The sequence below is a fragment of the Paracoccus albicereus genome, assembly GCF_024359525.1.
GTDB lineage: Bacteria > Pseudomonadota > Alphaproteobacteria > Rhodobacterales > Rhodobacteraceae > Paracoccus > Paracoccus albicereus.
In genome coordinates this window covers 536,332-549,833 of the sequence record NZ_JAKZEU010000001.1, presented here as the reverse complement: position 1 = coordinate 549,833, position 13,502 = coordinate 536,332, and the positions used below count along the sequence as shown (strand labels likewise).

The following is a 13,502-nucleotide window of genomic DNA, read 5'->3' as shown; positions in this document are numbered from 1 at the left end:
AGTAACCTGTTTCGGGCGCCCGGGCCACCGCAGCCGGTTGAGCATGGGCCGAACCTTCTTCCGGCGCTACACCCTAAGTCTGCGCTTGGACACGGAGACCGCATACATCGTGCTCAACGCTGCCAAGCCGAGAAGACCCCCAAGCTCCGGCAGCATTTCGGTCAGTGCTTCGCCGCGCCAAAGTGTCCCCTGATAGGCTTCGATGGCCCAGGCGTTGGGCGTGAAGCGCCCCAAGTCCTGCAGCCACAAAGGCATCATGAAGCGGGGCACCATCGAGCCGCCCACTGCCGAACAGACAAGGACGATGAAGGTCGTGACGGCCTGCGCCTGCTGTTTGGTCGTGCAGGTCGCCGCCGCGGCCAGTGCCAGTCCGGCCGCCGCCATCGAGGCCGCAAGTGTCACCAGCAGCCAAAGCCCAAGATTGCCGATCACGTCGACGCCATAGAAACCGGCGGCGGTGGCGAAGATGAGGCTTGCCTGGATGACGCCCTGCGCCACGAGGAACAGGAACTTGCCGTGGACCACGATCTCCGGTCCCCGCGGGACCACGGCGATGCGATCGAGAATGCCCGAATTTCTTTCGTCGATCAGCACGGCCGCGCTCTGCATGGATGAGAACAACAAGAACAGAATGGCCACGGCGCCTGCACAATAGGTCACCGCCGCATTGTGGCGTTTCTGCGGTCCGACAAACGCGGTTTCGACCAGGTCTTGGGCTTCGTCCAGATTCCGGTCCCCCGTCGCAAGCGCCGCTGTCGCCGTTTCCAGCCGCTCTGTCTGCGCAGGCGTCAGGCCACCGATCAACGGCTCGATCGCGAGAACCGTTGTTGAAAGCGCCATGTCCGGCATCTCGGCCGTGATGAGGCTTCGGATCTTCCCGCTCAGAATTCCGCCTGCGAGCGGCTTTCCGGGCTCCGTCAGAACCAACAGCGGGGGTACCTTATCCCCGCCTGTTTCACCCCTGATGAACAGGCCCGCGTCGACCGTGCCCTGTTCCACCTGCCGACTGACATCCTTCGGATCAAGCGCGGTCGCGCCGACGATGCGCAACGAAGGTTCTGCGCGCAGGACTTCCTCGAAGCGATCCCACGCCTCGACGTTATTGCCCTTCCCGAGCGCAACCTTGAGCGGAAGCTCGTCGTTCGCCGTGGCGGAGAAGATGGCGGCGAATATCACGAAGATTGCCGGAGGAAGCAGGAACGACAGGACAAGCGCGCCCCGGTCGCGGACAAGGCTGAGCGCCATGACGCGGAGCATCGAGATAATCATGCGACACCCTCTGATGCGTATTCACACTGCTGCTGCGACAGCCACAGGAACAAACTGTCGAGCCCGGGCTGGCGGAAATGCATCTCGCGCGGGTCAAGGCCCGCGCGCTTCACGTCGGCAAAGCAATCCAGCGTGCGGTCGCCGACCAGATGCCAGCTCAGCCGATTTTCATTGGCCATGAAGCCCATGTCCCTCAGCGTCCTCGCCTGACCGTCCAAGAGAATTTCCGCGAACTCGATAATGAACTCCCCACGTCCAGAAAAAGCTGTTTCCAAAAGCATCTTCGGGGCGCCTTGCAACACCAGACGCCCATTAAGCAGAATGCCCACACGGTCGCACAAAAGCTCTGCCTGCTGCAGATCGTGGGTGACGAGCAATATTCCCGTGCCGTCACGGCGCAGCATCTGGATCATTCGGTGCAGGGCGTTTCGCGCATCCACATCCACGCCGACAGTCGGTTCATCCAGGATAAGCAGGGCCGGCTTGTGCAGCATGGCTGCCACGATATTGACCCGTCGTTTCCAGCCTCCTGAAAGGTGGTCCACACGATCGTTCAGCCGTTCGCCGAGATGAGCGACATCGATCGCTTCTTCGATGGCAAGCCGTGTCGCTTTCCGTGACAGCCCCGACAATCGGCCGAAAACCTCGAGATTCTCCTGGATGGTCAACGCCGGATAAAGGGCGATGTCCTGGGGCACGAGCCCAATTGACGGGACCGATGCGCCATCAGGGCGGTTGCCCCCGACCGAGATGCTTCCGGCCGATGGCGCCAAGCGTCCGCAGATCGCGCGCACCAGACTGGTCTTGCCGGCGCCATTACGCCCGAGAAGACCGAAGATCTCACCGACCTGGATGCAGAGATCGACACCGTGCAGAACCTGCCTGCTGCCGTAATGGGCAGACAAGTTCCTTACCGTAAGGGCAGCGTCTCCCCCTGCCATCGCGCGTCGATCACCCCCTCAGAACTCGTGATGAACCTAAGTTAACACGTCTCCACCCGCGATAGGCGTTCTGGACGGAATTTGCCATTCCGACGGCGCCCGACCGACGGCGTGACCCGCTTCTGCTTGACGATCCTGCCCTCTCGGGTTTCGCTGCCACGACAATCGACCCCGATTGCGAGCAGGACTGAACACAAAGACGCGGAGAACCGCCATGAAACGACCCAAGCAGAGCGCCACGCGCGCAACCATCGCTCTCGTCGCTGTTATAGCCATCGCCGGCTGCAACACCGTTGCGGGGGTCGGCGAGGATATCACGGGCGTCGCACGCTGGACCCAGGGCAGCATGGGGATGGGGGGATCGATGGGCTATTTCGTCGAGCCGAACGGCAATGCCTCGGACTGGAACGGCGGGGCGGGATACTGATCGGCCTTGCGGCCGGTCAGCAGGACGAGACGACCTGACATTCGATCCGCCTTAAGCGCGGACAAATACACCCGTAGGCGCCATCAAGGATTGCCGAGAATTGATGCTGGTGGAGCCGAGGGGAATCGAACCCCTGGCCTTATCATTGCGAACGATACGCTCTACCAACTGAGCTACGGCCCCACAGGCGGGGTATGTGGACCCAGCCTCGCGCCTTGTCAAGATTGTGTCGGGCTTGTGCGGGTGCAGGAAAAGCTGTGCCCGATCTGTTTGGTGAACCACATGATCCCGTCAGACGGTGCAGGTCGCAACGCCAGCTTCTTCACCAGGAACAGGCAGTTCATTTCAGGGTCAAGCGCACGAAATTCTGAGACTTGCTGCGGCGGCCTGGTCTTTCGACAAAGTGCCGTGAGACGCGTTGCAGCCGCGGTGGAATTACTCGCCCCAAACAGTCAATTCGTCTAATGAAAGCTTATGATCGGCCACCGCTTGCCACGTCCCGTCATTCCGTTCCGCCACGCGTCGCTGATGGCGAGCCTTGTCGCCGGTTTGCTTGCGCCAATCAAGGCCGATGCAGCGGATGAGACGAAGCGCGCGCTGATTCTGGCCTATGGCGACAGTGCCGCCTCCGCCGATGCGCTGGCCGTGTCGCGTGCCGCCCTCGCGGCGGGGTTTGAGGTTCGGCGCATCGAACGTCCGGCATCACTGCCGCAGATACCGCATCTGGCGGAAACCGGCCAGCTTCTGGTCTACGTCGCCGGTGCGTCGTCTGACGCGACACCTGACGCGCTCATCGAGATGTACGGCCAGTCCCGGACGCTCGGCCTTGTCATCGAGACCTGCGGCGAGGGGTTTGAGTCCGAACCGGCACCAGAGATCGGTGAAAACCCGGCTTCGGTGATGATCGCGCTGTCAGCGAGCCAGGATCAAGCTTGTGGTACGAACCGCGTGACCGATGCGGTGATCGGCGCACTGGCTGGCGCGCCCGGCGACCTAGCTGGTGCGCTGAGCCAGACCGGGCTTCCCTTTGCCGCAGGCCCCGACTGGAAGCGGTCTGCAGTTACTGTTGCCGACAGCCCGCCATCCGATTCCCTGATTGTTGCCGCACCCGCACCTGTGATCTTTCAGCCCGGCGCCGGCACGTCTGGTGTCCAGGTCTATCGGGCCGCAGCCCCCGCCCAAAGACTGCCCGCCCAGGATCGCTCGATCCGGCCGGTTCCGCCCGGTTATCCAGATCCGTCGGTCATCGTCGGCGAGGGCTTGCCCGATCTGGCCGGGCCGACAGAGAGCCAGCCCGGTCAGATCCTGTCAGGCGAGACGCTGGGTATCGATTACGCCGAGCGTGAACGCATCCGCGCCGAGGATCCCGAGCTGTTTCAACGGCTGATGGAATCGGGTGGTTTCGACCCGGATGCAGAGCAGATGGCAGCTGCGATCCAGGCTGAGTTGCAGCGGGTCGATTGCTATGGCTCTGGTGTCGATGGGGTCTGGGGCAATGGCTCGCGCCAGGCTGTCGACCGTTATTTCTCGCTGGCGGGCGCGCGGCCGCCGGGACGGGAACCCGACACCGTGTTGTTTCGCGCCATCGCCGGCGGTCCGCCGGACCTGCGTTGTCCACCCGTCGTCGCGCAGCCCACAGCAGTGTCATCATCGCGAAACACGCGAAGCACAAGTCAGCCGGCGCGCGCGGCGCCACAGCCGGCGCGCAGCCAGCCACCCGCCCCGAGCGGCGATCGCCAGATCAATCCGCGAACCCTGGGCACGGGGATCTTTCGCTAGCCAATGCAGATCGATCCAGCCTTTCGCGATCACGGACAGCGTGCGCGGGCACGCAAGCGCAAGCGCCAGTTGAGGATTGTCGGGGTTGCACTGTTTTTGACCGTGCTGGCGCCCGCAAGCATTTACCTCATGGTTCGCGAACCGCCCGGCCCGATCGTTGCAGCTGTCGAGCCGTCTGCGACAGAAGCTGTGCCCGATGACGAGGCGCAACTGGTTCAGGTCGCAGATGGCTTCGACATCGCTCCGATACGGCCCGGCGACAGCTTCACGGATATCCCGGGCGATCCGCTGATCCTGACATTGCCGGATGCCGCAGCTTGGGGCAAAAAGACGCTTGCCGGGCAGGCGCTGGATACCGCGCGCGTGGGGCCGCCTGCACCTGACAGGCTGACGCTGATCGAGACACCGCTGATCGAGCGTGAGCAGCGGCTGATGACGACCCTGCCCAGCACGCGAGAGGATTTCGCGCTGTTCCAGGCTCAGCGCGGCCGCTCGCTCGCGGTTCAACGGGTCGCTTCACCCGCGCCTGTTGACCCGCTGATCGACGACGCCGAAAGCGAAACGCGCGATCATCACGCAAGCACGCTTTTCCTGCGTCCCGAGGCAATCCGCGAGGCCTTGTCCCAGGATCTGGTGCTTGACCTGTCGCGCGATGCGTCCTTTTCCGCGCTCCTGACCAGCCATGGCTTCACCGATGACCGCGCCCAGAAGATCGTGGCCGAAGCCGGACCGGTACTGGAAGGGGGCGACAATCTGGCTGCGGGCACGGTTCTGGCAATCCGGTTCGCGCCCGAGGCAAGCGGTCCCGAGCTTTTGCAGATGTCGCTTTACGGTCCCGACGGTTGGCAGGGATCGCTCGCGAAAGCTGATGATGGGTTGGTTCGTGCCAGCGATCCGTGGCTGGACGATGATATCGCTGGACTGGCGCGCGCGCAGGATCCGGGGGGCGCGTCTGTCGCGCAGGGCGCACGGTTCCGCTTGCTCGACGCCGTCTACTCCGCGGCCATCCGCGCCGAAGTGCCGACCGAGATCGTGGGCGAGATGATCGCGATGGTGGCGCAGGTCCACGACCTCGACGCCTACGCAGATGAGGACGACCGCCTGACATTGGTTTTCGCGACCGATCCCGACCGAGGCAGCAATAATGCGGGACGCCTGCTTTTCGCGGGAATCGACGGCCCCTCGGGCGTCAGGCGCTGTTATGTCGTTCCACGAGAAGATGGCCCGGGCTATCGCTGTCACGCACCCGGCGCGCGGCTCGCCCGCGCTGAAGGGGGTGGACTGAACCTGACCATGCCCGTCGCGGGAACGATTGCACAGAAATTCGGTCCCTTGGGACAAAGTAACGGACGGCCGGACGGGATCGGGTTCGCGGCAGCGCGTGGCAGCGTGGTGAGCGCCGCAGCGGCGGGGCATATCACCGCGATCGACAATGCGTCAGGGGGAATGGGACGTTCCATAACGCTGGATCACGGCACTGGGTTTTCGACGCGCTATGGCTGGCTCGACACGGTTCGCGAGGGGTTGGGCAAGGGCGACCTTGTCGCGGCGGGCGACCCCATCGGTACCGTCGGTGCGCCACCGGGTGGATCGGGCGCACCGGCACTCGCATTCCAGGTTCTTAGCGGCGGCACACCCGTCGATCCGCTGCCCTTGCTGAGCGGCGGCGTCACGATCATGGCCTCGGACGCTGTCGAAGCGCTGATCGGGCGCATCATCCGCGTTGAAAGCGCGGGTAATGCGCGGGCCAGGAATCCACTGTCCTCGGCCACGGGTCTCGGCCAGTTCATCGATTCCACATGGCTGAGGATGATGCGTAGCTATCGTCCCGACCTGACCGCCTCGATGGCGCCGCGCGATCTTCTGGCCCTGCGGTTCGACGCCGCGCTGTCGCGTGACATGGTTCGGCATCTCGCCCAGGAAAACGAAGCCTATCTGCGCGCACGCGGACATCAGATCACGCCGGGTCGGCTGTATCTGGCACATTTCCTGGGTCCCGAAGGCGCCGACCGGGTTCTGTCCGCCCCGAACGATCAGACCGTTCTTGCAGTGATGGGCGCTGGCGTGGTCCGTGCGAACCCGTTCCTGTCAGGCTACAGCGTCGCGACGCTGAAAGCCTGGGCCGACCGCAAGATGAACACCGCACCGCTTGCCGGGGATGATGCGGGCGCAGAACCGCCGCCGTCACCGGCGGTCACAGCCTACGTTGCGGCGATGGACGCGATCCTGGCCGAAGGTCGATCACTGTAGCCGCATCCGGCCGAAAGGCTCAGCCGCGCCCGATCATGCCTTTGATCGCCGTGACATGGTCGCCGCTGGCCGACAGGCAATCGGCCGCCAAGGCGATCGCCTCGGCCACCGGATCGGCTGAAATCCGGTCCACCAACCCCCAGGCCAGCGCCTCGTCCGCCGTGATCTTCGCGCCCGCCATCAGCATCATCTTGCTGCGCGCCATGCCCACAAGTCCCGCCAACCGTCGCGGATCGCTGGGCTGGGGCAACAGACCCAGCCGCATGACCGGATAGAACAGTCTTATGCCAGGCGCGGCGACACGAAGATCACATGCCAGAACCATCCCCATCGCGCCACCCGCGACGGTCCCGTTCAGCGCGGCGACGGTCAGGCAAGGCATCGACGAGACGCGGGCCGACAGCCGTTCCCATTCGGGCGAGGTGGCCAACCCCTCGCGCACCTGATCGAGGTCCGCCCCCGCCGAAAAGACCTTGCCCGCCCCTGTAAGTATGACGGCGCGATCCTCGCCGGCAGCGATATCGTCAAGGCGCGCGGTCAGCGTGGCGAGCATTTCGGCGGTCAGGGCATTGGCACGGTCGGGGCGGTCGATCGTGAGAATCGCCAACCCATCGCGGCTGTGATGACGGATCAATCTGGCTCCCCTTTCAGAATCTTGGGCGGTGTGGCATCAATGCCACCAACTTTTCAGTCCAAGAGGCATCGGACATGTTTGGCAAGGTTGCAAGTTCGTCACTGGCGCTGATCGTCGCCGCTTCCCCGGTCATGGCAGAGGTCACGCCGGTGGAGGTCTGGGACAATCTCGTCTCGTATTACGAGAAGTTCGGTTACTCGGTGACCGAAGGCGCGCGCGACGAAGCGGGCGACACCCTGACCGTGAGCGATGTCACCATGACGATCGACGCGGCCGAGGCCGAGGGCAGCAGTGTCAGCTTCACGATGCCGCGGGTCGTGCTTCAACAGGCGGGCGATGGCAGCGTTCGCACCGTGGTCGAAGGCGACATCACCGGCTCTGCCACGCCTCCGGGCGTAGCGGCCGGAACCGAGGCTTCGCCGACCGACGAGCCGACCGCCGACACCGGCAGTGCGACGACGGATGGTGCCGATGGCGAAAGCGCGGACACCGAGACAGCCGATGCCGGCACCGACGGCGACAGCACTGAACCCGCGCCCACACTGGAGCGGATGGCAATCACCATCGCCGCGCCCGGCAACGAGATGGTCTCCTCCGGCTCGCCCGAGGCGATGAGCCATGAACTGAACTATCCCACGCTCGACATGACGGTTTCGTTCGAAACGACGGACGACCAGGCGTTCCCGGTGACGTTCAAAGCCAGCGACCTGACCGGCAGCTACGCCACCGAGGGCGAGGACGCGACCCGCACGACGACAGACGTGGCGATCGGCGAGATCGCCGTGAATGCGGACATGAGCGCGATCGAATCGTCTGACGGTGGCGACGTCGAGCGCGGCACCTTCGCCCTGACCATGTCGGACGTGACCGTCGCCGGCAGCAGCGATGTCCCGGAAGGCGAGATGGATTTCGGCCAGAACATGAACGTGGCGCTGCAAAGCGGTGCGAAGCTTGACGGCACATTCGGCTGGGGGGCCATGTCCGCCAATTTCGACTTTGCCGCGACCGATCCCAACGGCGAAGCCGCCGCTGCCACCGGTAACACCAGCGACGAGGGCGGTTCGGCCAAATTCTCGCTGTCGAAAGACGGGATCAGCTATGGCGCACAGGCAAACAACGCCTCGGTCAATCTTGAGGGCAACGATTTTCCGGCAGCCATCAGCTACCAGATCGCTAACGCCAATTTCGACGTGATGCTGCCCGTCACCAAGTCCGAAGAGCCGGCGCCGTTCAGCCTCAAGTTCGGTCTCGATGGCTTCGCGCTGGGTGACGAAGTCTGGGCGCTGTTCGATCCCGAGAACAACATCAGCCGCGACCCGGCATCGCTGGCGATCGATATCAGCGGCGCGATGACGGTCCTGCGCGATCTGTTCGATCCCGAATTCACCCGCCGCATGACCGAAGCGACGACGGTTCAGGAGGGCGAGACCGAACTGACGGACGAACAGGTCGCCGCCGTGGCTGATCTTCAAAGCGAAGCCATGCCCTACGCGCCCGAAACGGTGACTGTGAACACGTTGTCGCTGGATGTCGCAGGGGCTAGCGCCGACATTTCGGGCGAGCTGACTGTTCCCGAGGGCGGCAGCTTCGAGGCGCCGGTGGGCACTCTGACCGGCAGGTTCAGCGGCGTGAACCAATTGATCGACACGCTGGCCGCAATGGGCCTGGTTCCGCAGGAACAGGTGGCAGGCACCAAAATGATGATGATGGCCTTTGCGAAACCGGTCGAGGGTCAGACCGACACGCTGACGACCGAACTGGACTTCCGCGACGGTGGCCAGATCTTTGCCAACGGTCAGCAGATCAAGTAATCCTGCGACGATGGTTTCGGGGCCGGGCCACGCGCTCGGCCCCTTTTTCATGGAGATCGCGTGATGAGCGCCGACAGGGATCTAGGCGCGCTGACCGGCGCGCTGCTTGCCGCAGCCCGGCGTGCCGGTGCCGACCAGGCCGATGCGATGGCCGTCAGTGCCGAAATGACAGCCATCGATGCCCGCGCCGGTGGATTGGAACATGCCGAACGGGCGGAAGCAGTCGAGATCGGACTGCGGGTTCTGATCGGCGGACGGCAGGCTTGCGTCTCGGCGTCGGACCACAGCGAGGCGACGATCGCCGAGATGGCGGAACGCGCGGTGGCGATGGCGCGCCACGCCCCGGTCGACGAATGGCTCGGTGTGGCAGATCCCGATGAATTGGCGTCGCGTCGCGATGCGGCGGGGCTGGAGAGCGCCGATCCCGGTGCCGCGCCCACACCGGAGGCGCTGGAGCAATCCGCGCTTGCAGCCGAAGCGGCGGCTTTGGAGGCGAAAGGCATCTCGCAAGTGGAATCGGCCAGCGCATCCTATTCACGCCGCTTGATGCGGATCGAGGCCAGCAATGGTTTTGCCGGCGGCTATGCCCGGACCAGCCATGCCCTGTCGACCGTCGCCATCACCGGCGAGGGCCTGGGGATGGAGCGTGATTATGCCGGGGAAGGTCGTGTCTGGGCCGAAGACCTGCCCGCGCCCGAGACGATCGGCAAACTTGCCGCGGAACGGACGCTGGCCCGCAAGGGTGCAAAAAAGCCGCCCACCGGCGCATTCCCGATCCTGTACGATCGGCGCGTCTCTGCCTCGCTGATCTCGCATCTTTTGGGTGCGGTGAACGGCAGCGCCATTGCACGCGGGGCAAGCTGGCTTCTGCGGGCCATGGACGAAAAGGTTCTGCCCGACGGTCTGAGCCTGACCGAAGATCCGCACCGACCCCGCTTCGGCGGGTCACGTCTCTTCGATGCCGAAGGATTGCCGACAGCACGGCGCACGATTGTCGATGCGGGCATCCTTCGCGGCTGGACGCTGGATCTGGCGACCGCACGCAAGCTGGGGCTGCAAAGCACAGCCTCGGCGTCGCGCGGGCTGTCGTCGCCGCCTTCGCCGGGGATCAGCAACGTGATCCTGTCAGGCGGACAGGGCAGCGCCGACGATTTGATCGCCGACATGGGCCGCGGGCTGATCGTGACATCCATGCTGGGCGCTTCCATCAACGCAACGACAGGCGACTATTCCCGCGGAGCAGCCGGGTTTTGGGTCGAGAACGGCCAGATCAGCCACCCCGTCAACGAATGCACCATCGCAGGCAACCTGCGCGACATGCTGCTGAGCATCCGTGCCGCAGCTGATGCCGAGCCTTGGCGCAGCATCGAGGTGCCAAGCCTGCTGGTCGAGGGCATGACCATTGCCGGAGCCTGATACCGCACATCAGACCGATCTGGCGCTGCTGCTCGCGGCGGCCGAACGGGCGGGCGAGATTGCGCGCCAATACTGGCGGCAAGATCCGGTCGCTTGGGAAAAGGACGCGGGCGCCGGTCCCGTCTCGGAGGCGGATCTGGCGGTCAACGCGTTCCTCGAGGACAATCTTCGAGGCACGCGCCCGGATTACGGCTGGCTCAGCGAGGAAAGCGAGGCCGATCCTTCGCGCCTCGATGCGGAATTCTGCTTCATCATCGATCCAATCGACGGCACCCGGGCCTTCATCGATGGCCAGCAGGGCTTTTCGCACTCTCTGGCCATCGCGCAGGGCGAGCGTATCGTTGCGGCGGTGGTCCATCTTCCGGTCATGGGGCTGACCTACGCGGCGCAGGCCGACGGACCGGCCACGCTGAACGGGGCGCCGATCGGTCCTAGCGATGCTGCAATTGCGGGAGCGAGCGTGCTGACCTATCGCGCGGCGACAGAACCCCAGCATTGGGTCGGCGGCATCGCGCCACCCTTCCGACGTGAGTTCCGACCGTCGCTGGCCTGGCGGCTGTGCCTTGCCTCCGAAGGTCGCTTCGATGCCGCGCTGTCGCTGCGGGCGGCCTGGGAATGGGATATTGCGGCGGGTGCGCTGATCGCTGAACGCGCGGGAGCCGCCGTCAGCGACATCCACGGGGCTGCGATGCGCTTCAACAGTCCGCGCGCGCTGGTTCCCGGGCTTGTGGTCGCCGGGCCACGACTGCACGCCGAATTGCTGGCCGCACTGGCGACCGGCCCGGTTTCACCGCATCATCGAACAGAGTGAACGGGCGAGGCATGGGCGTGGCGCACAAGATCCTGATCGTGAACGGTCCGAACCTGAACCGGCTGGGCAAGCGTCAGCCTGAAATCTACGGCGCGACCACGCTGGCCGATGTCGAAGCGATGTGTCGTGACCGGGCCGAGACTGCGGGGCTTGCCGCCGATTGCCATCAGTCCAACCACGAAGGCGAGATCATCGACGTCATTCATGCTGCCTGCGACGGAGCGGCGGACGGGATCGTCATCAATCCGGGGGCCTTCACCCACACCTCTGTCGCGATCCTCGACGCGCTGAACGGCTTCGACGGCCCGGTGATCGAGGTCCACATCAGCAATATCCACAAGCGCGAGGCGTTCCGGCATCATTCCTATGTCAGCGGCCGGGCGGATGCCGTGATCGCAGGCTGTGGCGTGCAGGGTTACGTGATGGCGGTCGATCGGATGGCGGTCCTGCTTGGTGCGGGTGACGGCTAGATCAGTCCCGATTTCGTGACGCCCAGAAGCCCGGCGTCGCGAAGTGATTTGACCGGGTAATCGTCGCTCGCCATCAGATCGAGTGAGAAGTCCGGCTCGATCTTCTTCAACTCTAGCAGCGATTTCTGCGCCCCTTCAAGATCACCGCGCTGAAAACGTACCGCCGAAATGAAACGCAATGCGGGGCGGTTTTCCGGCGCGAAACCGTGCGTCGCGGCAAAGTGGCGTTCTGCCGTCGGCATATCACCCGACCGCAACGCAGCTATGGCGCGGCGCAGATACCAGGCCGCCGGACCCAGCGTGGACAGTGACAGTTCGTCTGCAGACGATGCCTCGGCCTCGGCCTCCTTGTGACGACCGACGCTTGTGAGTCCGGTTGAGAGGGCAAGCCGCACCATAGGATTGTCCGCATCGATCATCCGCGCCTGGCGGGCCATTTCGTAGGCGACATCGGGTTCCGACTTCCACGCTGCGATAAGCGAATTGACGGCCAGCACCGTTGCGTTTCCCGGCGCGAGTTCGCGCGCCCGAATGGCCAGCTCGTCAGCCAGTTCCGCATCCGCCTGCGGCTCGGGCGACAGGCGCTCCAACAGCATCGTGTTTCGGATGTAGGACCGAAGCGCCAGAACGATCGGCTGCGATGGCCCCGCGTCCATCGTGGACAGCATCTGTTCCGCGCGGGCGAGCCGCTTGCTGGAATAGCTGAAGACATCTTCGATCGGCGGGCGACGCATCGCACCAGACGGTTGCGCGGCATCGAAGCTTTGCAGCCCGTGCAGGATCGCGATGGTGACGTTGCCGGCGACGGTCTGAATCATTCGCGCGGTGTCACCGTCGGGCAGACCGAAGCGGCGCGACCACAGGACTCGACCGTCGCGGCGGGCCTTGGCGGTAAAGAACAGCTGCAGCGCGGCATCCGTCCGCGCCGCCAGCACCCCCAGCTCCATTCCAGAGCCGAGCTGCGCCAATCCCGGATCACCGTGGATGACGTCGATCGGCATCACATCAGCCGCGCGGGCCACAGCCTCGTTCAGGATCATTGCGGCGAGAACCGAGCTTTGCGGATCGCCGGCGATCGGCATCTGGACGATCAGCTTGGGAAGATCGCTCTCTGCCTCGGGTTCGGCCGGGATAGGCTGATTCTCGTGATGCGCGCGCGCCTCACGAAGCCAATCCTCGAATTCCGGGTCTGCGACATCAAGATCGGCGGCGAATTCCAGTCTTTGACCATCGGGACCCATGCGGGGGGTGGTGTCGACGCGAACCGAATTCTTGTCGAGCCCGACCCAGCCCGGTCCCGTCACCAGCGCTTCACGGTGGCCGTCCAGCGCGATGCGAATTTCGCGCAGCAACTGCCTGACGCTGGCTGCGCCCTGCTCTTCGCCGCGCTCACTGTAGATCAGATCCTGCAGTCTCGCGCGCATGACCTTGTGGCAACGTGCTGTTCCCATGATCGCCAGCGCCGCGCGTGCGCGCATACCGCGTGGGGTCAGCGTCTCGCCTCCGGGGCCCGTCAACTCCACCGGGCCCGCAAGTCGAAGAACCAGCGGGCTCATCGCGTTACTCATCCCCACTTTCCCGATTTCGTGATAGGCTGCCTCGGGCGAATTTACACATGAAAACTAACGCCAAAGACGATTTTGGCCAAGGAAAGAGACGCCTCGATGTCCATGTTGAACGCACAGAATGCGCAA

The 13,502-nt window shown here is 64.4% G+C and carries 11 protein-coding genes and 1 tRNA gene; 7 read left to right on the top strand and 5 right to left on the bottom strand.

Annotated features, from left to right (window positions below):
* Nucleotides 1-66: 66 nt before the first annotated feature.
* Nucleotides 67-1,269, bottom strand: a complete 1,203-nt coding sequence (locus MLD63_RS02765) for an ABC transporter permease (RefSeq protein ID WP_255328304.1) — start codon at nt 1,267-1,269, stop codon at nt 67-69.
* Complete coding sequence (locus MLD63_RS02760; protein WP_255328303.1) at nt 1,266-2,174, bottom strand: ABC transporter ATP-binding protein; 909 nt, start codon at nt 2,172-2,174, stop codon at nt 1,266-1,268. Before MLD63_RS02760 ends, MLD63_RS02765 begins: the two co-directional genes overlap by 4 nt.
* Before the next feature lie 250 nt (nt 2,175-2,424).
* On the opposite strand from MLD63_RS02760, the gene MLD63_RS02755 reads away from it, so the two are divergent.
* Complete coding sequence (locus MLD63_RS02755) at nt 2,425-2,637, top strand: hypothetical protein (RefSeq protein WP_255328302.1); 213 nt, start codon at nt 2,425-2,427, stop codon at nt 2,635-2,637.
* Between the two features lie 107 nt (nt 2,638-2,744).
* Here the strand turns inward: MLD63_RS02755 and MLD63_RS02750 are convergent.
* Nucleotides 2,745-2,820: transfer RNA gene (locus MLD63_RS02750), tRNA-Ala, on the bottom strand.
* Nucleotides 2,821-3,111: 291 nt separating this feature from the next.
* On the opposite strand from MLD63_RS02750, the gene MLD63_RS02745 reads away from it, so the two are divergent.
* Both MLD63_RS02745 and MLD63_RS02740 read left to right on the top strand, forming a co-directional pair.
* The gene (locus MLD63_RS02745) at nt 3,112-4,416 is read left to right on the top strand and encodes a hypothetical protein (RefSeq protein ID WP_255328301.1); all 1,305 of its coding nucleotides are present in this window, start codon (nt 3,112-3,114) and stop codon (nt 4,414-4,416) included.
* Between the two features lie 3 nt (nt 4,417-4,419).
* Nucleotides 4,420-6,666, top strand: a complete 2,247-nt coding sequence (locus MLD63_RS02740) for a M23 family metallopeptidase (protein WP_255328300.1) — start codon at nt 4,420-4,422, stop codon at nt 6,664-6,666.
* Nucleotides 6,667-6,685: 19 nt separating this feature from the next.
* Here MLD63_RS02740 and MLD63_RS02735 read toward each other — a convergent pair whose 3' ends face one another.
* A complete protein-coding gene (locus tag MLD63_RS02735) occupies nt 6,686-7,300 on the bottom strand; it encodes an enoyl-CoA hydratase/isomerase family protein (protein WP_255328299.1) in 615 nt (204 codons plus the stop codon).
* Nucleotides 7,301-7,374: 74 nt separating this feature from the next.
* On the opposite strand from MLD63_RS02735, the gene MLD63_RS02730 reads away from it, so the two are divergent.
* From MLD63_RS02730 to aroQ, 4 genes are all read left to right on the top strand, one after another.
* Nucleotides 7,375-9,111 carry a DUF2125 domain-containing protein gene (locus MLD63_RS02730; protein ID WP_255328298.1) on the top strand — a complete coding sequence of 579 codons (1,737 nt, stop codon included), beginning with the start codon at nt 7,375-7,377 and terminating at the stop codon, nt 9,109-9,111.
* Nucleotides 9,112-9,174: 63 nt separating this feature from the next.
* Nucleotides 9,175-10,527: a TldD/PmbA family protein gene (locus MLD63_RS02725; protein ID WP_255328297.1), complete on the top strand. Its 1,353-nt coding sequence runs from the start codon at nt 9,175-9,177 to the stop codon at nt 10,525-10,527.
* Nucleotides 10,514-11,338 (top strand): 3'(2'),5'-bisphosphate nucleotidase CysQ, encoded by an 825-nt coding sequence (locus MLD63_RS02720; protein ID WP_255328296.1) that lies wholly within the window; start codon nt 10,514-10,516, stop codon nt 11,336-11,338. The genes MLD63_RS02725 and MLD63_RS02720 overlap by 14 nt, the downstream gene beginning before the upstream one ends.
* Before the next feature lie 11 nt (nt 11,339-11,349).
* Nucleotides 11,350-11,808: a type II 3-dehydroquinate dehydratase gene (gene aroQ, locus MLD63_RS02715; protein ID WP_439957617.1), complete on the top strand. Its 459-nt coding sequence runs from the start codon at nt 11,350-11,352 to the stop codon at nt 11,806-11,808.
* Here aroQ and MLD63_RS02710 read toward each other — a convergent pair.
* Nucleotides 11,805-13,376 carry a tetratricopeptide repeat protein gene (locus tag MLD63_RS02710; protein WP_255328293.1) on the bottom strand — a complete coding sequence of 524 codons (1,572 nt, stop codon included), beginning with the start codon at nt 13,374-13,376 and terminating at the stop codon, nt 11,805-11,807. The two genes, aroQ and MLD63_RS02710, sit on opposite strands and share 4 nt — an antisense overlap.
* Nucleotides 13,377-13,502: the final 126 nt, after the last annotated feature.